Annotated in this window: 17 protein-coding genes; 9 read left to right on the forward strand and 8 right to left on the reverse strand. The window is 24.4% G+C overall.

The window, feature by feature from the left end; all coding sequences use genetic code 4:
- Positions 1-33: 33 nt before the first annotated feature.
- The 3 genes from MYE_RS02275 to thrS form a co-directional block, all read right to left on the reverse strand.
- Complete coding sequence (locus tag MYE_RS02275) at positions 34-393, reverse strand: BspA family leucine-rich repeat surface protein (RefSeq protein ID WP_052491413.1); 360 nt, start codon at positions 391-393, stop codon at positions 34-36.
- Positions 394-685: 292 nt separating this feature from the next.
- Positions 686-1,993, reverse strand: coding sequence for a BspA family leucine-rich repeat surface protein (locus MYE_RS02280; RefSeq protein WP_052491414.1), 1,308 nt, complete (start codon positions 1,991-1,993; stop codon positions 686-688).
- Between the two features lie 392 nt (positions 1,994-2,385).
- Positions 2,386-4,320: a threonine--tRNA ligase gene (thrS, locus tag MYE_RS02285; protein WP_042733361.1), complete on the reverse strand. Its 1,935-nt coding sequence runs from the start codon at positions 4,318-4,320 to the stop codon at positions 2,386-2,388.
- A gap of 362 nt (positions 4,321-4,682) precedes the next feature.
- Between thrS and MYE_RS04035 the strand changes: the two genes are divergently transcribed.
- Together MYE_RS04035 and MYE_RS04400 are read left to right on the forward strand one after the other, a co-directional pair.
- Positions 4,683-5,852, forward strand: coding sequence for a BspA family leucine-rich repeat surface protein (locus MYE_RS04035; RefSeq protein WP_052491415.1), 1,170 nt, complete (start codon positions 4,683-4,685; stop codon positions 5,850-5,852).
- Between the two features lie 233 nt (positions 5,853-6,085).
- Positions 6,086-6,724, forward strand: a complete 639-nt coding sequence (locus MYE_RS04400) for a hypothetical protein (RefSeq protein ID WP_042733362.1) — start codon at positions 6,086-6,088, stop codon at positions 6,722-6,724.
- Here the strand turns inward: MYE_RS04400 and MYE_RS04405 are convergent.
- The gene (locus MYE_RS04405; protein WP_042733363.1) at positions 6,663-7,043 is read right to left on the reverse strand and encodes a hypothetical protein; all 381 of its coding nucleotides are present in this window, start codon (positions 7,041-7,043) and stop codon (positions 6,663-6,665) included. The genes MYE_RS04400 and MYE_RS04405 overlap by 62 nt on opposite strands.
- Positions 7,044-7,104: 61 nt before the next feature.
- Between MYE_RS04405 and MYE_RS04410 the strand changes: the two genes are divergently transcribed.
- From MYE_RS04410 to MYE_RS02315, 3 genes are all read left to right on the forward strand, one after another.
- Positions 7,105-7,578 (forward strand): BspA family leucine-rich repeat surface protein, encoded by a 474-nt coding sequence (locus tag MYE_RS04410; protein WP_052491416.1) that lies wholly within the window; start codon positions 7,105-7,107, stop codon positions 7,576-7,578.
- 190 nt (positions 7,579-7,768) lie between these two features.
- Positions 7,769-9,898, forward strand: coding sequence for a BspA family leucine-rich repeat surface protein (locus MYE_RS04040; RefSeq protein WP_052491417.1), 2,130 nt, complete (start codon positions 7,769-7,771; stop codon positions 9,896-9,898).
- A gap of 43 nt (positions 9,899-9,941) precedes the next feature.
- Complete coding sequence (locus MYE_RS02315; protein ID WP_052491418.1) at positions 9,942-11,582, forward strand: BspA family leucine-rich repeat surface protein; 1,641 nt, start codon at positions 9,942-9,944, stop codon at positions 11,580-11,582.
- A gap of 39 nt (positions 11,583-11,621) precedes the next feature.
- Here the strand turns inward: MYE_RS02315 and MYE_RS02320 are convergent, their stop codons facing one another.
- Positions 11,622-12,041: a PH domain-containing protein gene (locus tag MYE_RS02320; protein WP_042733365.1), complete on the reverse strand. Its 420-nt coding sequence runs from the start codon at positions 12,039-12,041 to the stop codon at positions 11,622-11,624.
- A 217-nt stretch (positions 12,042-12,258) separates the two neighbouring features.
- Here MYE_RS02320 and MYE_RS02325 point away from each other — a divergent pair, with 217 nt between their 5' ends.
- Positions 12,259-12,483, forward strand: coding sequence for a hypothetical protein (locus MYE_RS02325; protein ID WP_042733366.1), 225 nt, complete (start codon positions 12,259-12,261; stop codon positions 12,481-12,483).
- A gap of 80 nt (positions 12,484-12,563) precedes the next feature.
- Here MYE_RS02325 and MYE_RS04365 read toward each other — a convergent pair whose 3' ends face one another.
- Entirely contained in the window at positions 12,564-14,681 is a 2,118-nt protein-coding gene (locus tag MYE_RS04365) for a BspA family leucine-rich repeat surface protein (protein ID WP_052491419.1), read from the reverse strand.
- A 450-nt stretch (positions 14,682-15,131) separates the two neighbouring features.
- Between MYE_RS04365 and MYE_RS02335 the strand changes: the two genes are divergently transcribed.
- The 3 genes from MYE_RS02335 to MYE_RS02345 all read left to right on the forward strand — a co-directional run bounded on the left by MYE_RS02335 (position 15,132) and on the right by MYE_RS02345 (position 20,123).
- Positions 15,132-15,446, forward strand: coding sequence for a hypothetical protein (locus tag MYE_RS02335; protein ID WP_042733367.1), 315 nt, complete (start codon positions 15,132-15,134; stop codon positions 15,444-15,446).
- 142 nt (positions 15,447-15,588) lie between these two features.
- On the forward strand, positions 15,589-17,871 hold the full coding sequence (locus MYE_RS02340; RefSeq protein ID WP_042733368.1) for an MAG6410 family transglutaminase-related lipoprotein: 2,283 nt from the start codon (positions 15,589-15,591) through the stop codon (positions 17,869-17,871).
- Positions 17,872-18,002: 131 nt separating this feature from the next.
- Entirely contained in the window at positions 18,003-20,123 is a 2,121-nt protein-coding gene (locus MYE_RS02345) for an MAG6410 family transglutaminase-related lipoprotein (protein WP_042733369.1), read from the forward strand.
- 42 nt (positions 20,124-20,165) lie between these two features.
- Here MYE_RS02345 and MYE_RS02350 read toward each other — a convergent pair whose 3' ends face one another.
- Both MYE_RS02350 and smpB read right to left on the reverse strand, forming a co-directional pair.
- The gene (locus MYE_RS02350) at positions 20,166-20,699 is read right to left on the reverse strand and encodes a hypothetical protein (RefSeq protein WP_042733370.1); all 534 of its coding nucleotides are present in this window, start codon (positions 20,697-20,699) and stop codon (positions 20,166-20,168) included.
- On the reverse strand, positions 20,699-21,145 hold the full coding sequence (gene smpB, locus MYE_RS02355; protein WP_004429953.1) for an SsrA-binding protein SmpB: 447 nt from the start codon (positions 21,143-21,145) through the stop codon (positions 20,699-20,701). The genes MYE_RS02350 and smpB overlap by 1 nt, the downstream gene beginning before the upstream one ends.
- Positions 21,146-21,156 lie beyond the last annotated feature (11 nt).

Consider the following 21,156-nt stretch of genomic DNA (forward strand, 5'->3'; position numbering starts at 1 on the left):
TAAACAATAAACTCTATTTTATGTTTTGAATTATTAACTATTAGTTCTCAAAGAATTTCTAATTTTTTCAGGTAGTTTTTGATCTTTAAATTCAGCGTTAGCTCCAGAGTTAAAGTCTTTAAATTTTTCAGCATCACTTATTATTACATTTCATTTAGAAATATCTTGATCGAATGCTTTCGCGTTTTGAAACATGAATCTCATATCTGTTACTTTTGAAACATCTCAAGCAGTGTATTTTGAACCATCTGCTTTTTGTTTTTCTTGAGTGTTAATGTTTTGGTTGAAACTTGATGCACCACTAAACATTGATTGCATATCAGTTACTTTTGAAGTATTAAAGTGTGATATATCTTGATTGAAACTTGATGCACCGCTAAACATTGACTTCATAGTAGTTACATTAGAAGTATCAAATTTATCTCCTAGTGATTGATTGAATTTAAAAACTTTTTTTTAGAGAAGCAATTATATAAATCTGGAATAAAAATACAAAAAATAGAGTTATTATAACTCTACTTTTTATTATATTAAAATTGGTTAATTTATTTCTTTTAATTAGAACAAGATATTTATGATATTTATTTAACGTTGTTTAGTCTTAATTTTGGTTGAATATTTGCATATTAAGCTAAAACTATTTTATTTTTCAGTATAAGTCTAAATTAAGTTGACTATATCATTTTTATTTGTTAACTATATTTTGTTGTCTAAATGTAGGTCTTTTATCATTTGTTCACTCTGGATGATATTTATTTTCTTTTACTGATGCAAATAATTCATGTGAAGTAACATTATTTACATCTCAACTAGATATGTCTTGATTGAAAGATTCGGCTTCATAAAACATAGCTGACATGTTTGTTACATTTGAAGTGTTGAAGTTTAGCTCACTATTAAAGTCACTTGCGTTTTTGAACATTCCTTCCATATTTGTTACTTTTAAAGTATCAAAACTTAGTGATTGATTAAATTTAAAAGCATCATTAAACATATAACTCATATCTGTTACATTTGAAGTATTAAAGTTTAATTCTTTATTAAAGTTAGTTGCATATTTAAACATATTAGACATATTAGTTACATTTGAAGTGTTGAAACTTAATGCTTGGTTAAATCTTGTAGCACCACTAAACATAAATGACATGTTTGTTACATTTGAAGTGTTGAAGTTTAATTGTTGGTTGAAACTAAAACTAGATAAAAACATATAACTCATATCTGTTACATTTCTTGTATCAAAATCTAATTCTTGATTAAAACTTGAAGCTCCCTCAAACATTCTTTGCATATTTGTTACATTTGAAGTGTTGAAGTTTAATTTTTGATTAAACTTTGATGCATTTTTAAATAAAAGAGACATATTAGTTACATTTGAAGTATCTCATTTATCAAGATTTTTTATAGAAGAACTTACATTATTTTCTAATGCTTTAGATAAATCACTAATAAATCAAGGAAGTTTTTTAGGTACCTCATTAGTAATATTTTTAAGTGGTCTAATCTGTCATTTTCCACTTTCGTTTTTGAAATATCCTATTTTTTCACATATATTTTGTTTTTCTTTATTATAAACAGCTTCTCTACCGTTTGTTTGCTCATCTATAGGTATAAATCTAACAGTTACTTCTCCTTTAAATTTTAAATTATTAAAAATTGGAGTAATTTTTGCAGTATATTCAGATATTTCTATTAAAAATTTTGAAAAATCTTCTTCACTACTCAAAGGGTTTAAATCCTTTATTTTTTGTATTATCTTTTCATCTGTTAAATCTTGTAATTTAATTTCTCCAAGATCTTTTTGAGATATAAAACTATTTAAGTTAATTCGATTATTTTCTGTTTCAGAATGATCTGTTTCAGGATGATTTTCATTGTTGTTTTGACCATCTGTAGGTGTTGATGGATTTTCTTGTTTATTACATGCAACTACTGTTGAACTTGTTGAGATTGTTGCACCAAATAAACCTAGAAATGATAATAATTTTTTCACGATATTTTACCTTACTAAAATTTATGATCTTATGATCTTTTATCTATTTAGTTCTCTTTCTATGCGTGCACATTTTCATTTTATTTTTTTTTTTTTTTTAATGTCAAGTACTAAAATACACATAATTACATAAATATTTGAATTGTATTTTTTGATAATAGTAAATTGAAAATATTGATTAAGCTTTTATTTGATAAATAAAAATAATTTCCCCATTAATAAAATTGCATAAAATTTCAAAATAAAAGTATGGATTAAGTTAATATAAAAAATAAAGCTATTTTAAGAATTACACTGTTATATAATTAAATGATTCTAAAGAGAAATGTAATAAACAAAAAAACCAAGCAATCGATACTTGGTTTTTTGTTAATTGAAATATTTATATTTAATTATTTTTTATCTTTAATTTGTTGAGTTAACATATCAATAAATTCTTGAACTGGTACAGTGATTTGTTGTTCACTTCCATATCTTCTATAAGTAATTGTATTATTATTTACTTCATTATTTCCTAATACTAATTGATAAGGAATTTTGCTTGTTTGAGCATCACGTATTTTGTAACTTAATCTTTCATCTCTTAAATCGATATGTGATCTAACAAATTGTTTTTTTAACATTTCAAATACTTTATTTGCATATGCTTGACTATCACTATTAACTGGAATAATTTCAACTTGACGTGGAGCCAATCATACTGGTAATACTCCTTTAGTTTGTTCTAATAAAATAGCTACAAATCTTTCATAAGTTCCAATTAATCCACGGTGAATCATAATAGGACGAACTAGTTTTTGATCTTTATCTACATAAGATAAGTTAAACTTCATAGGCATTAAGAAGTCTAATTGAATAGTTGAAACAGTGATTTCATGATTTTGAGCAGTTTTGATTTGAATATCTAATTTAGGTCCATAAAAAGCAGCTTCTCCAATACATTTTTTGTATTTTAATCCTAAATCTTGTAACACTTTTTCTAAACTAGCTTCAGCATTATTTCACATATCATCATCTTGGAAGTATTTAACTTTATCTTCAGGATCTCTTAAACTTAAACTTAGATAATCTATTTCAATGTTAAATGTTTCTAATACTTCACTAATTAATTTATAAGTTCTTCTGAATTCTTCTTCGATTTGATCTGGACGAGAGAAAATATGAGAATCAGTTAATTTCATACCTCTAACTCTTTCAAGTCCAGTTAATGATCCACTTGATTCAAAACGGTGTTGAATAGCGTGTTCACAAATTCTTAGTGGTAAATCACGATAACTTCTTTGTTCTTGTTTATAAACTGCAATATGATGAGGACAGTTCATTGGTCTTAAAATGAATTGTTCTCCACTTCCTTTTCCACCGTTAAATGGTTGGAACATATCTTCTCCATAATGATCTCAGTGACCACTAGTTTTGTATAATTCAACTGATCCAATTGGTGGAGTTTCTACTGGAATATAATCATATTCTCATTCTTTTTCACGTAAATATTTTTCAATTTCATTTTTAAGAATGTATCCATTTGGTAATCATAATGGTAATCCTGCTCCAACTAAATTATCAAATCCAAATATTTTTAATGATTTGTTAATTGTTCTATGATCACGACTTCTTCTATCTTCTAATAACGCTTTTTTCTCATTTAATTGTTTTTCTGATAATGCACATAATCCGTGAACTCTAGATAACATTAAATTACTTGCATCATTTAATCAATATGATCCAGTTAATTGTTGAATATCAACAGCTTTAATTTGTTTGAAATCTAATAAAATAGCATTTTCTAATACCATTGTAAAATCATTAATTGAATATAATTGAACATAATTAAATTTTTCATTCATTTTTTCAGCTAAATGTAATTGATAATCATTATCTGATAAAAGTTTTTTAGCTTCATCTAAACTAACTTGTTCTGATTTAATTACTAAATCTGAAGCTAAAATTTCACTTACTTTTTTTTGAACTTGTTTTAATTCATCTAAAACCATTCTAGGTTCTAGTTCAAATGTTGTTGAAAATTCCATTTCATCATTATTAAATAAAACTTCAGCTAATTTAGCATTAGGTTTTAATTGTTTAATAGCATAAGCTGCGATAAATCCTAGTGTTGAGTTTAAAACTAATTCATAGTTTTTATGTTTAGCATCAATTAATTCTAAACTACAATCTTTATCAACAACATATTCTAAATCAACTATTTTTTTATCAACTTTAGCAGCAATTATATTTTTAGAATAACTACCTAAAATTGATTGAGATAATTCTTTAACTTTCATAGCGCTATTAAATTCTTTTACTGAATTATCTAATAATATAATTTTCATAATATTTCTCCTTTAAAAAAACAAAAAACTCCTAGTAAAAAAATACTAGGAGCGAAAAAACCGCGGTACCATCCTAATTCATATAACAACAGTTATATATCTTAATTTATGCTTATCGCGCACTACGTAGTGTTTTTGATATGGTAGTAATTTTAGCTATCCACTTTGACTCTCACCAACCGTCAACTCTCTGTAATGTCTTTACTAAAACCGTGTCCATAACACTAATTAATATTAAATTTATACAATTAATTTTACATACTAGACAACATTATATCAATTATGTCAAGTCTTTTTTTTTTTTTTTGCAACTAGAATATATTTGATTTATTTATGTATTTTTAGAAAAAGAGGACAAACAAATGAAGTTGAATAAAAAGATAATATCCATACTAACTGTTGCAACTCTTGTTACTGCTTCAATAGTCGGAATTGGAGTTGGAGTATGATACACTCAACCAAAAATAAAAGATTTATCTTTATTAATTGATAAAAAAGATTTAGGTGAAATTGATCAATCAGATAAAAATAAAGACAAATTAATCCAATTAATTAAAGAAAAAAATCCTAATGCTAAGATTGATTTTAATAAATTAGATTTTAATATTTTAGATGATAAAGTTATTCTTAAACCTAATAAAAATGGACTAAAAACTTATAAAGGTGAAGATGAAATTATATTTAAAGCTACTACTGAAAAAGAAAGAAACATTAACAAAATAAAACATATTTGAAATAGTGAATTTAAAGATAGATTTTTTGATGAATCCTTAGTTCGTCCAGATGAACAACGTGGTTTTGTGAAATCTTTAACAAATCAAGTGTTATTAAAATCTGTAACTAGAAGATTAAAAGTTCATAATTTAAATCTTTCAATATCTAAAGGTGAAGATGATATAGAAGATAAAGTTTGAAACGAAACTGTAATTAATCATAAACATAAAACACAAACATTTAAAATTAAATATGAAGATCAAATAATTTCATTGCCTTTTGGTGAATTTAATAAGATCGGTACAAAATTTAAAGATGATAAATTTGAAGAAATTACTGAAATCGGTTATGTAGTTTCTCATAACGGGTTATTTACCATTTTTTTATTTAATATTGAAGAGCTTCTGCAACATGGCAATTCTGATGATTTTAAAAGATCACTTAAAAAAGTTCCTGAAAATTTACCACCAATGATAGAGAGTCTTTCTAATGCTTTTTTAGTTTGTGGAGCAGAAAAAATTGAAGGGATTGAAAAATGAGACACATCTAATATAACCGATATGAGTCTTATGTTTACTGGAGCTGAAAACTTCAATCAAGATATAAGTGGATGAGATGTATCAAAAGTAACTAATATGAGTAACATGTTTTCTCGTACTAAAAAGTTCAATCAAAATATAAGTAATTGGGATGTTTCAAATGTAACAAATATGGAAGGTATGTTTTATGATGCAGAATCTTTTAATCAAAACATATCTAATTGAGATGTTAAAAAAGTTGAAAAACATGGTTTATTTATTAGCGAAAAAGTGCGTTAAAAGAAAAAAATATCCCAGAAAAATTTAGAAAACAATAATAACTAAAGCCAAAAAGGCGTGATTGTTAAATCATGCTTTTTTTTAAAATTTATTTTGTCAAAAATAATTTTCAACTTTAATGATTATTAAATATCGCATGCATATTTTATTGAAAATTTCAAGTTTTTTATTTTTTTTGAAGTACACTAAAAGTGATCGATTACATATGCAAATTTAAAAGTGAGGAAAGATTTATGAAATTAACTAAAAAAATGATACCAATAATAGGTGCTACAGTTATTGGTTCAGCCGGATTGGTTGGAGCTGGATTTGGAGCTGGAATGTGATATAGTCAACCTAAAACTAAAATAAAAGACTTATCATCATTAATTAGTAATAAAAGTTTGGGTGAACTTGATGAATCAATTAAAAATAATAAAGAAAAAATAATTGAATTAATCAAAGAAAAGAATCCAAATCTTGATCCGACTAAAGTAGAATTTGATATTCAAGACGATAAAGTTATTGTTAAACCTAAAGTAGGAGATAAAACTTATAAAGGTGAAGTTGAAATTAGCTTTTCATTAACAACTATTGATATAAAAACTTTAATTGAACAAGCTGATTTAGGAGAACTTGATGAATCTTATAAAGATAACAAGCAAAAAATAATTGAATTAATCAAAGAAAAGAATCCTAAACTTCATCCTACTAAATTAGAATTCGTTGTTCAAGATAATAAAGTTATTGTTAAACCTAAAACTGATTACAAAATTTATAAAGGACAAGCGGAAATTACATTTAAAATTATTACTCAAAAACAAGTAATTATTAATAAAATCAAAAGTGTTTGAGACAGTAATTTAAAGATAGATTTGTTGATGAAACATTAACAAGTAAACTTGGTAATGATAAGTATGGTAAATCTTTAACAAATGAAACATTATTAAAATCTGTAACTAGAAGATTAAAAGCAAATGATTTAAATGTCGTAATATCTAAAGGTGAAGATAGTGATACTGATTGAGACAAAACTAAAATTAGTCCTGAAAGTGAATCTTTTAAAATTAAATATGAAGATGAAGTAATTCCATTACCTTTTGGACAATTCAATAAGATACAAACTAAGTTTAAAGACGATAATTTTGAAGAAATTACTGAAATTGGATACTTTATTTCTCCAGCGGATGGATTATTTACAGCGATTTTCATAAATTCTACAGATAAAGAAATCCAAGAAAAACAAAAAGTAAATCTTAAAAAAGTTATAGACGTGTTACCTCCAGTAATAGAAAGTCTTAAATATGCTTTTTATGGATTTAGTGCACAAGAAATTAAAGGAATAGAAAACTGAAATACTGAAAATATAACAGATATGAGCCATATGTTTGAACGTGCTGAGAAATTTAATCATGATATTTCATCTTGAAATACTAAAAATGTACAAAATATGGCATCGATGTTCTGAAGAGCTGAGAACTTTAATCAAGATATAGGTGACTGAAGCACTGGACATGTAACTAATATGAGTTCGATGTTTAGAGGAACTAAGGAATTTAATCAAGATATTTCTCGATGAAAAGTTTCAAATGTAACTGATATGAGTGGAATGTTTGTTGGTGCTAAAAAATTCAACCGTAACATAACAAACTGAGATGTTAGAAAAGTTGATAAATATGGTTTATTTAACAGTAATAGTAGTTTAGAAGAAAAAAATATCCCAGAAAAATTTAGAGAAAAGAAATAATTAAAAGTGTGGTAGAAGAAGAAAGCCACACTTTTTTTAAATGAAAATATTACTTAACCATATTGTTAATTTCATCAAATTAATTAAAATCCTTTTTATGCAAAATTTAATGTAATTTTAGTTTTTTTATTTTTTTTAGAAGTATACTAAATGTGATCTTTTTAAAAACATCAAAATGTGGGGGAAAATGATGAAATTAAATAAAAAAATTGTATCAGTAATAGCTATAGCAACTTTTGTTCCTGCTTCAATAGCTGGAGTTGGAGTTGGGATATGATACAGTCAACCAAAAATAAAAGATTTGTCTTCATTAATTAGCAACAAAGATCTAGGGGTAATTAGTGAAGCTGATAAAACTAATCAAAAATTATTATTAAATTTAATAAAGGAAAAAAATCCTAGTTTAGATATAAATAAAGTAGAATTAGTAATTCAAGAAAATAAAGTTATTATAAAACCTAAAGTTGGAGATAAAACTTATCAAGGACAAGTTGAAATTACTTTTTCACTAGGTTATATTGATTTAACAAAATTAATAAAAGAAACTAATTTAGGAACAATTAATGAATCGGATTTAGATGATACAAATAAGTTAATTGATTTGATTAAACAAAAGAATCAGTCTATTGATGTTGATTTTGATAAATTAGATTTAGAAATAAATAGAGATGCTAAGACAATTATTGTTAAACCTAAAAATGGAAACAAAACTTATAAAGGTGAAGTTACATTAAACTTTTTAATTAAAACAAAAATTAATGAAATTGAAGATTTAAACACAAACGCTGGAATATTTAATTCAAATACACCGGATGCAATTATTAGTCAATTTATTGAAAATAATAAAGATAGATTAGAAGACTTAACTAAAGATGATTTTGATGTCGTATCAAATGACAATGGAAAATTAAAAATCAGAGTTAAAGATAGTAACACTCAATATCAAGGTGAAATCGAAATCATTTATTCAGTTAAAGATCAATTTAGTTCAATTGAAAAAATTGAAAAAGAAATAACCAATCTTAAAAACAATGATACTGAAAGTGTATTAAATCGTTTTGTTGAATTAAATTCTAGTTTATTAGATTCAAATAAAATTACTCGTGATCAATTAAAAGCTGTAGTTGCTGATGATGTTGCAACAATTACTATCGATGGTAATGATAAATATCAAGGTTCAATAGAAACTAAATTAAACTTATCAAAACAAACTCAAAAATATTTAGGCGTCTTATCTAATAATGATAAAAACTCTATATTAAAAGAAGTAGTTAATCGAAATAGTTGAAACTTAAATTCAAATGATCTAGACATACAAGTTAAAGGTAACACTGCAACAATTACTGGAAAAACTGAAAAAAACAAAAAATTTATCGGAACAATTACTGCCGAGTTTGGTTTAACAGCTACTTACACAAACAATAACAAAGAATTAACAAGAATAGGATTCTTTAAAAACAATGCTAATGAATGACAAATTGAAAAAGTTAAGACAGATACAAATAAAGTTGTTTCAGTATTACCTGCATTTATAACTAGTTTAGAAGATGCATTTGAAGAAAATAAAAGCGAAACAATTTTAGGAATAGAAAGTTGAAATACTAGAAATGTAACTAATATGAGTCATACATTCTCTAAAGCTAAAAACTTTAACCATAATGTAGGAAATTGAGATACTTCTAAAGTAACTAATATGAGTCATATGTTTGCCGAAGCAAAGAATTTCAACCAATATATAGGAAGATGAAACACCTCAAATGTAACTAATATGGACCATATGTTCTATAGTGCTAAAAAATTCAACAATTTCATATCTGAATGAGATACTTCTAAAGTAACTAATATGAGTAGTATGTTCTATGGGGCTAATATATTCAATCAATCAATAGGAAATTGAGATACTTCAAATGTAACTGATATGGGTGGTATGTTTGGAAACGCTTACGAATTCAACCAAGATATATCAAAAAAAACAGTTAAAAGAAAAGGTGGGTCAACTTACACAGCTTGAGATACTTCTAAAGTAACTGATATGAGTTATATGTTTCAACATACTGAAAACTTCAATACAAACATAGGAAATTGAAATACTTCTAAAGTAAAAGATATGCGTCATATGTTTGCTGGTGCTCAAAAATTCAATCAAAACATAGGTAGTTGAGATGTAAAAAGTGTAGAGAATATGGCACACATGTTTGAAAGTGCAAAAGTATTTAATCAAAATCTAACCAGATGAGAGGTTAAACAAGTTAAAGATCACACTAAATTCAATCTTGACGGTGTAATGAATAATTCAAATATCCCACATCGCTTCAGATAACAATTAAGCCTAAAAAAATATTAATATAAAGAAGGACAAAATAATGAAATTAAAAAATAAAAAAATCCCAATAATATCTAGTATAGCTCTTGTTTTTGCACCAATTATTGGAGTTGTAGCTGGTGTATCAATAAAAAATAATCAATTAAAAACAAAAGAAAAACATATTGCCAAAATAAAACAAATTTGAGATAGTGAATTTAAAGATAAGTTCTTTGATGAATCATTAAAAAATATAAATCTATCATTTAATTTCAAAGATGTATATTTAACAAATCAAAAATTATTAAAAACTGTAACTAAAAGATTAAAAGCACACGGTTTAAATATTTCAATATCTAAAGGTGAAGAAGATATAGAAGATAAAGTTTGAAACGAAACTGTAATTAATCATAAGCATAAAACACAAACATTTAAAATTAAATATCAAGACGAAGTAATTTCTTTACCATTTGGAGAATTTAATAAAGTTAGCACAAAATTTAAAGATGATTCATTTGAAGAAATTACTGAAATTGGATATTTAATTACTCCTGATGGATTGTTTACAGCAATTTTTCTAGACTCAAAATCTATAGATAAACAATCACAAGAAAAGCAAAAAGCTAGTCTTAAAAAAGTTCCTAAAATATTACCACCAACAATAGATAGCCTTAACTCTGCTTTTTCATTTATTGATGGACAAGAAATTAAAGGAATTGAAAAATGAGATACTTCAAATGTAATAAGTATGAAGAATGTGTTTAATGGTTCTGAAAACTTTAATCAAGCATTAAATTGAAATACTAAAAATGTAATTGATATGAGCGGAATGTTTAATAGAACATCATTTAATAATGATTCAATCATTAAGTGAAACACTTCAAATGTAACTAATATGAGTTTTATGTTTTTTGGAGCAACTTCTTTTAATCAAGACATAAACTCTTGAGATGTTTCAAATATAACCAATATGAGTAGTATGTTTGCAAATGCTGAAAAATTTAAAAAACAATTAACAAAATGAGATACTTCTAAAGTTACTAATATGAGTGGGATGTTTGCTAATGCCGTTGAATTTAATGGTGATATAAGAAAATGAAAAACTTCAAATGTTACTGATATGAGTCAAATGTTTTTAGGATCTGATAGTTTTGATCAAGATATAAGCGGTTGAGATACTTCTAAAGTAACACGTATGAATCAAATGTTTCTTGGTACTAAAAACTTTAATCAAAATATAAGCTCTTGAAATACATCAAATGTAACTAATATGAGTAGTATGTTTGAAGAAGCTGCAAAATTCGATCAAAACATAGGTAATTGAGATGTTTCAAATGTAACAAATATGTCAAGTATGTTTAAAAAAACAAAAAGCTTTAATCAAAATATAGGTAATTGAGATACTTCAAGTGTCACTGATATGAGAAGTATGTTTTCTAAAGCAGAAAAATTCAATCAAGATATAAGCACTAAACAAGTTCAAAAAGGTGAGTTAAAATACACCGCTTGAGATGTTTCTAATGTAAAAAATATGAGTGAGATGTTTTCTGGTGCTAAAAGTTTTAAACACAACATTTCTAACTGAGATGTGTCTAAATGTGAAAGATTTGAAAACTTTATAAAAGGTGATTCTAAAATGACAAAGAATTTAATTCCAGAAAAATTTAGAGATGATATTGATAATAATATTGATGTTAACTAATAATTAAAAAGTGTCTCACAAGACACTTTTTATTTTCTATTACTTAACCATATTATTAATTTCATCTAACCAATTAATATTTGATTGAGCTATTTTTTTTCCTATTAATTTAGCTTCATTTAAAGTTATATTTTCAACTTTAATAAAATCATTATCAAATACAAAAGATAAACTAGCAAACTGAGTTGAATCAGTTAATCTAAGATCTTTTAATTGTTCTAAACCATATTGTTTAATTACGTTATTATATAAATTATGTTTTTTTACAAAAAATAATCTTTTATTAGTTAATGTTAATAATCAAGCTTTATTTTCTATTCCTACAACTAATAGATCAATAATTTCTTCATCATCAAAAAACAGATTAACTAAATCATTAAATTCTTTTTTATTAACTAAATATAAATTATTAGATAAATTATTTTTTAAATCATTAATAATACTTTCTTTTGATTTCATGTCTACTCCTTATTAATATATTACATAAATAAATTACCTATTATAGTTAGTTAAGTAGTTTTATATTTAAAACTAATATATTATTCTCACAAAATAATATATAAAAACCTAAAAGAATATTATGATACTTTAGCATTATCAAGCCAAAATTGAATAGATAATAATGAAGATAAATTATTTTTTATAAAATACTTTTTAAAAATAATATTGCTAAGTTATGAACAATCTATCTAATATAAATAATGAATCATCAGCTATGAAAATAGTTGTTAATGCTGTTAGAACTAAACTAGGAAGTTTTACTAAACAAGATATTGTAGATTTATGTGTTTCAATTAGTGTTAGTTCAGTTGAACAATGTTTATCAACTCTTGTTAAAGAACAAAAAATAGCAACAAAAAATTCTGGTAAAAATACAATTTATTATGCTTTAGATATTTAGTTATTTAATATTTAAATAATAATTAAATTTAAAAAAGACCCGACAATTACTTGTGTGGTCTTTTTTAGATTCTTAATATTTTATTTTTTGTTTTTGTTAAATTCTTCTATTAATTTTTGTCTAAATTTTTCTGGAATGAATTCTAATTTATCTTTTAATTTACTTGTATCATTAATAAATTCTCTATGTCTTTCAACTTCATTTACATCTCAATTACTAATATTTTGTTCAAAAGATTTAGCAAGTCAAAACATATTACTCATATCAGTTACTTTTGAAGTGTTTCAATTTGATATATCTTGATTAAATGCTTCAGTTCAAGAAAACATGTATGACATATCAGTTACTTTAGAAGTGTCTCATGCTGTGTAAGTTGATCCATCATCTTTTTTAACTTGTTTAGTTTTAATGTCTTGGTTAAATGCTTTAGCATCAGAAAACATACCACTCATATCAGTTACATTTGAAGTATTTCATTTAGATATATCTTGGTTGAATGATTCTGCACCATTAAACATGCTACTCATATCAGTTACTTTTGAAGTGTCTCACATAGATATGTCTTGGTTGAATATTTCTGTTTTAGAAAATGTTGATACCATATTAGTTATATTTTCAGTATTTCACTTATCTAAAGAACTATTAAAACTTTTAGCACCAAAAAACACTCCACTTAAACTTGTTAGTTTAGAAATATCTCAAGCAATATAAGTTGACCCATCATCTTTTACAACTTGTTTTGTATTTACATCTTGATTAAATGCTTCAGCATCTGAAAACATAGAGTTTATTTTTTGTAAACTATTTATATTTCATTTTGAAATATCTTGGTTAAATACTTTTGCTTTATAAAACATATGACTCATATCAGTTACATTTGAAGTATCTCATTTAGATATATCTTGGTTGAATGATTCTGCACCATTAAACATGCTACTCATATCAGTTACTTTTGAAGTGTCTCACATAGATATGTCTTGGTTGAATACTTCATTTCCTCTAAACATATTACTCATATTTTTAACATTTTTAGTATTTCAATTTCCTATATTTTGATTGAATTTGCTTGTTCTAAACATCTCACTCATATCAGTTACATTTTCAGTGTTTCAAGATGAAATATCTTGATTGAATTTATAAGTATCATGGAATGTGTTAGACATTCTAATAACGTTTTTAGTATTTCAGTTTTCGATACCTTTAATAGTTTCGTTACTATTAAATTCAAATCCTCTACTTAAATCATTAATAATATCTGGTAATTGATCAGGAACTTCTTTTACACTACTTAAAAATCTATCTATTTGAAATAGTCCTTGAGTATTAATGAAATATCCTATTTTAGTTGCTTTTGTAAATTCAGTACCTTTTTGATATTCGTTATATTTAGTAAGTTCTTTAGCATTAATTTTACCTACATTTAAACTTATAACTTTACCTTTATAAACAAATTCTAGATCTTCGCCATCATTAGGACTTTGTGAATCAGAAAATGGTTTATTTAAATAACTGATATTTAAGTTACTTAATTCATTTTTTTCTAATCTTTCAGAAAATACTTTCAATATTGTATTTTTTGAAGCTATTGAACTCTTTCATCAATCATCTGCATTGTCATAAGATCTGAATTTATCTTTAAATTCAGTATTTCAAACTGTTTTGATTTGTTCAACAATTTGATTGTCAGATTCTAAAAATAAATCAAATGTTAGTTCGACTTGGTTTTTATATGTTTTATCACCAGATTTAGGTTTAACAATAATTTTTTTATCTTGTTTATTAATTACTATTTCTAATTTAGAAAAATCGATTGTACTAAATTCATTTTTTTGTTGAATTATTTCTTTTACTTTATTTTCATTTAATTCTCTTTCATCAATATAACCTAATTCTGTTATATAAATTTCATCTGCTAGATTAGCCGAAATAATAAATGATAATTCAACTACACCTTCATAAGTTTTATCACCAGTTTTAGGTTTAACTATAACTTTATTGCTTAGAATTTCTAAGTCTAATTTATTAAAATCAATGTTTAAGCTTGAATTATTTTCTTTAATTAGACTGATTATTTTCTCTTTATTTAGATCATTACTATTGATATTTCCTAAATCTCTATTTGTAATTAAAGCGGTTAAATCTAAACTTAAATCAAATGATAATTCAACTGAATTATTGTAAGGGCTATTATTTTGCATTGGTTTAACAACAACTTTTTCTTCACTAATATCTAGATCTATTTTTGTAAAATCAATATCTAAATTACCATTTGCTTGTCTTATTAATTCAACTAATCTGTCTTTATTTAATTCAGATCTATTAATAAGACCGATGTTAGTGTTTTGAATTAGTCTTGTTAAATTAGTTCTGTTGTCTTTTTTGATTTTAGCGTTTCTTACTGCTATAGTGGTTATAGCAGTACCCCCCCCGCAACAGATAATAAACTAGTAATTGTAATTCACTTAGTTCTTTTTTTCACAATATCACCTTCTTAAATTCTTATCTATTATATTTTGTCAAAAATACAAATAAATTTCAAATTTCAACAAATTATACGTCGTTTTAAGCAAAATAAATAATATCTCTAATAAACAAAATTTTTAAAACGATTCATGTAAAATAAAATCGTAAGACTTAAAGGAGTATTTATGAAAATAATTGGATTTTGAAGAAGAGTTTGGATTCATTTTTTAACAAATATATTCATTATATTTACAGCAGGTTTTTATTTAATATTTTTAATAATTGCTTTTGTTAAAGGAAAACCTAATTTAGCAATGAGATTAAGCAATACAACATATAGTAATCCAAAAAGAATGTTTAGATTATTTATCTTTTTATTACTATCAGTTTTAATTCACGCAACTGTTATTGGATTAATTATTGATATTATTAGAATTATTATGAAAAAAGGTACGTTTGCTGAAAAATGATCAAATAACTACTATATTAAATCAAACTAAATCTTTGATTTTAAAAATCTTGGATCTGAGATTTTTATTTATTAATAGCACTTATTGATTTAATAAAATTTTTTATATTTTTTATGTTTTTAATTTAAATAGTAATATAATATTTTTTATAAATATTTAAAAGGAAGATAAAATGAATAGATTATTAAAATTATTATCAACATTATTAGCTGTAAGCTCATCATCAGTTCTAGCAACAAGTATTGTTAGTTGTACTGTTTCAAATAATCAAAAAGTAAATGATGAAACTAAAAAAGATGATGATCAATCAAACAATGGTAGTGATGATCAAAATGGTGATGAATCTAAAACAGATGATGAAAATAAAGATGATCCAATTCCAGACAACAACGATCAATCAGATAGATCTAATGATGAAAATAAAACTCCTGATTCTGATAATGATTCAAATACTACACCAGGTGAAAATAATCTAAAGCCTGATAACGAGTCTGATTCATCAAATCAAAATGAAACAGTAAATATTAGTAATATTTCTGATCTAAATAAAATAAATGAAGTTTATTTAAAACAAACTATTAGTGATTTTAAAGAAATAAAAAACTCACAAAAAAATATCAAAAATATGATCTTAAATAGAGACTTACCTTCTAATTTTTATTCTCATAGTGATTTTGATTTAGATAAAGATGAAATTATCTTAGATGAAAATTTAAATAATAATGTATCATTAAAACTTATTAATAAAAAAGATAAAACTCAAGTTTCTAATTCTGAAATTAAATGATATCAAAGAACCACAACTCCTTATGATGAAGTTTTTAAAATTGGTGAAAACGATTCTAAAAAAGTAACTTTTAACTTATTAAAAGACGGAGTATTACAATGAAAAGATAATACAGATCCAACTAGATTAAGTGATCAACAAGAAACTCAAGCTAAAATATATGCTGAGTATAAAGGGTATTTATTTTCTGCTAGTGTTAGAGTTCTTCATAAAGCTCACGGTCAATTATTACATGAAAATAATCTTGCTAGAAAAGCTGCAAAAGATATTGTTAATCAACATAATTGAAAAGAATTACCAACTTTAGAAAGATTAAAACAAGCATATAACTGAATAACCAAAAATGTTAAATACGATTTTGATAGAGATAACTTAAATAGAAATCAAAATGTTCATTCAGCACTAGTTTTAAGAAAAACTGTATGTACAGGGTATGCTAAAGGGTTAAAAATGTTATTAGAAGAACTTGATATACCTTGTAAATTTGTTGAAGGAAAAAGTTCTAGAGATAATGCTCTAAAGCACGCTTGAAATCAAGTTTTAGTAGATGGTAAATGATATTATGTAGATGCTACTTCAGATAGAGTTGATAATGAAAATCAAGAAACAGATTATCTTTTCTTTTTAAATACTGATGATGATTTTTCAGTAGATGATGAATTCACTCGTAACGAAGATAATAAAGATGCACATTTAAGAAATATCTTTTTTAAGAATTTTGTTAGTACAAAAGAAGATGTTTTAGGGTTAATTGATAATAACTTTGATGAAAATACAAAACAAATGAAAGACTTTATTTTATACACTCCTAATAAATCTACTTTTAAAAATAAAAAACCAAACTATAAACATATAAATGAAGCTTTAAATGAAAGAGGATTAGAAGCAAAAGCTACATTCCTTCCTTCTAAAGGTTCTAATGATGTAATTAAATATATCTTTGATAAAACTCCAAGTAAATCATTTAAAGAAGTTAATATAAAAAATATTAAACTTTTAGAAGACAAAAATGCTATTGAAGTTGAATTTGATCAAAAAGTAGAAGGATTAAAAGTTAAAAACTTTAATATTACAAATGCATTAATTAAAAGTGTAGAAGAAAAAGAAAAATCTTATATATTAAACTTACATCACTTCAAATCATTTGGTCAAGTAAAAGTGAAATTAGAATCTGTAAAAAGAAAAGATTATAAATTTAATAACTTAAAAAATTCAACAGTTACATTTAATTTAACAAAACAAAAACTAGTTGATATTCAAGCAAAAATAATTAGTGATGATCATATTAAATTAATAACTAATGATAAAAATTTACAATATAGTTTTGAATATGGAAAATGACAAGATGTTAACGATGATCTTATCATTGATTTAAAAACACAAAAACAAGGAAAGCTATTAATAAAATCTAAAAATGAATTAATTGATGAAATTAAAACAATTGAAATTTCTAGACCTAGTATAAATGAGTATCAATTAAAAGCATTTAATAACGCAATAGTTGGTGTTAATGAATCTATGGAATATAGAAAACAAGGATCAGAACAATGAATTAGTATAGATAAAAATAAAGTTACTAATTTAAATAAAAACTCAACTTATGAAGTTAGATACAAAGCTAAAGATCATTCATTTGCTTCAGAATCAGTATTTGTTAATATCGCTTAAACTAAAATTAAATATTAAAAAATCAAGGTCTCTATTGCCTTGATTTTAATTTATAAAAGTTCAGCTAAAAAGTAAAAAAGATTATTTTTAGTAATATAATATTTTTTATAAATATTTAAAAGGAAGATAAAATGAACAAATTATTAAAACAACTAATGACTTTACTATCTATAAGCTCAACACTAACAGCGACAACTACAGTTATTAGTTGTACTGTTTCAAATAATCAAAAGGCAGATGGTGAAACTAAAAAAGACGATGATCAATCTGAAAAAATAAACAACGATAATCAAGATACAAACAATAATAATGTTGATTCTAATTTAAGTAAAATAAATGATATTTATTTTAATCAAACTATTAAAGAATTTAAAGAAATAACAACTTCTTTTAATGATATTAAAAATATGATCTTAAATAGAGATTTACCCGATAATTTTTATTCTCATAGTGATTTTTATTTAGATAAAAGTGAAGTTATTTTAGATGAAAAAGAAAATGATAAAGTATTATTAAAACTTATTAATAAAAAGACTGGTCTAGCAGTTTCAAATTCTGAAATTAAATGATATCAAAGAACTTTAATTCCTTATGATGAAGTGTTTTCAGTTAACCAAAATGATCATAGTAAAGTGACTTTTAAACTATTAAACGACGGAACCATGCAATGAAAAGATAATACAGATCCAAATGATCAATATCATAAAGAAGACACTCAAGCTAAAATATATGCTGAGTATAAAGGATATTTATTTTCAGCTAATGTTAGAGTTCTTAATAAAGCACAAAGTGATTTAAATTATGAAAATAATCTTGCTAGAAAAGCTGCAAAAGATATTGTTGAAAAACATAATTGAAAAGAATTACCTACTTTAGAAAGATTAAAACAAGCATACGATTGAATAACTAAAAATGTTGAATACGATTTTAACAAAGATAATTTATTTAAAAATCAAAATGCTTATACAGCTTTAGTTACAAGAAAAACGGTATGTACTGGATATGCTAAAGGATTACAAATGTTATTAGATGAACTTGATATTCCATGTAAAGTTGTTGAAGGAGAAAGTACTAGAGAAGATGGTGCTAAACATGCTTGAAATCAAGTTCTAGTTGATAACAAATGATATTATGTTGATCCTACTTCAGATAGAGTTGACACTAAAAAAGGAGAAAAAGAAACTAAATATACCTTCTTTTTAAACACTGATAAAGATTTTTCTTTAGATGATAGATTTACTCGTAATCAAGATAGCGAAGATGCTCATTTAAGAAATTTATTTGCTGGTAATTTTGTTGGATCAAAAGAAGACTTTTTAGGACTAATTGATAACAATTATGATGTTGAAACAAAAATAGTAAAATCTTTTGAAATATTAATTCCAAATGGGGATGCTAATGAAAATAAAAAACCAGATTTTAGGGCTATTCACAAAGCGTTAGAAGAAAGAGGACATTTAGAAACAAAATCAACTTTTCTTCCTTCAAAAGGTTCTTTTTATGTTGTTAAATATAGTTTTCCTAATATTCAAAAAACACCAGATAATTTATTTAAAGAAGTTAATATAAAAAACATAAAACGTTTAAACAATCGAAACGCTATTGAAGTTGAATTTGATCAAGAAGTAAATGGATTGATTGCTCAAAATTTTAACATTACAAATGCACTAATTAAAAGTATTAAACAAAACGGTAAATCATATATTTTAAACTTATACCATTTCAATTCGTTTGGTGATGTGAAAGTAAAACTAGAATCTGTAAAAAGAAAAGATTATAAATTTAATATTTTAAATGATTCAACTGTTATATTTAAATTAGAAAAACAAAAACTAAATGATATTAGAGTAAAAATAATCAACGATGAGCAAGTTGAAATAATAAGTGAAAATAAAAACTTAGAATATAGTTTCCAATTTTCAAAATGACAAAATGTTAATCAAAACCTTATTATAAATATGCCTGGTAAAGAAGGAAAATTATTAATAAGATCTAAAAGCGATTTATCACCAGAATTTAAAACAATTCAAATTACTAGACCTAGCTTATTTGATTTTCAATTAAAAACATTTAATAACGCGATAGTTGGTGTTGATGAATCTATGGAATATAGAAAACAAGGATCACAAGAATGAATTAGTATAGATAAAAATAAAATTACTAATTTAGATAAAAATTCAACTTATGAAGTTAGATACAAAGCCACTGATCATTCATTTGCTTCAGAATCAGTATTTGTTACTATTGCTTAAAATTACATATTAAAAAAATCAAGATCATTTCCGATCTTGATTTTAATTTAGTCCTGTAGATTTAGCATTAACTATCGATAATCAACTATTAAAAGAGTGATCTAGTTCTTCAACACTTTCGGCTTTATCTATAACAATAAAAATAATATCTTCTTTTTTAAAGTTCATTTTATGCATATATTCAAAAAACTTTTTATAGTTTTTCTTAGTTTCTAAATCCTTTTTAAAATCTCTAATACTTTTTGAAAAATCTAAAGATTTTAAAAGTAATACTGGAATTGAATCAGGAGAATAAACTGCATTTTTAAATGATACTCCAATAATCATTAATCCAGTTTCTTCAGCTTCACTAACTTCAATTCAATTGTAGTTTTTTCTTGTGCTTAAAATTCTTTTAACTTTATTAGAATCTTTATTTTTAGCGTTTAAAATTTCTCTTCAAGAAAATCCAGATTTTGCTCCTCAAGCAGCAACAGCAACGCCAATTATTCCTAAAATAAAAATAATAACTATCAATCATACCGGCATATTAGTAGTGGCTTTATTTACATTATTTGATTCAGTTAATAAAAACATTATTTATAACCTCTTAATTCTTTTCTTTCTGTATCTCTTTTTTTGATAGCTTCTCTTTTATCGTATTTTTTCTTTCCTTTAGCTAAAGCGATTTCTAATTTAATATAATCACGTTTAAAGTAAAGTTTAGTTGGAATAATAGTTAAATTTTCTTGTTTTACTCTATTTAACATTCTAATAATTTCTTTTTTATGTAACAATAATTTTCTTGTTCTTAAAGGTTCTAGTCCTTTAATATAATTAGAAAACTCATATTTTTTAACATTCATATTTAAAATATAAGCTTCTTGTTTTCTAATAATTATAAAAGATTCATTAATAGAAACATCGTGATTTCTAATTGATTTAACTTCAGGACCAGTTAGTACCATTCCTGCTTCATAAGTTTGAATAATTTCATAATTAAAATAAGCTTTTTTATTTTTAGTAATTAAATGTTCACCCATTTGATCACCTC

Origin of the sequence: Mycoplasma yeatsii GM274B (assembly GCF_000875755.1) — a bacterium.
Classification (GTDB): Bacteria; Bacillota_I; Bacilli_A; order Mycoplasmatales; family Mycoplasmataceae; genus Mycoplasma; species Mycoplasma yeatsii.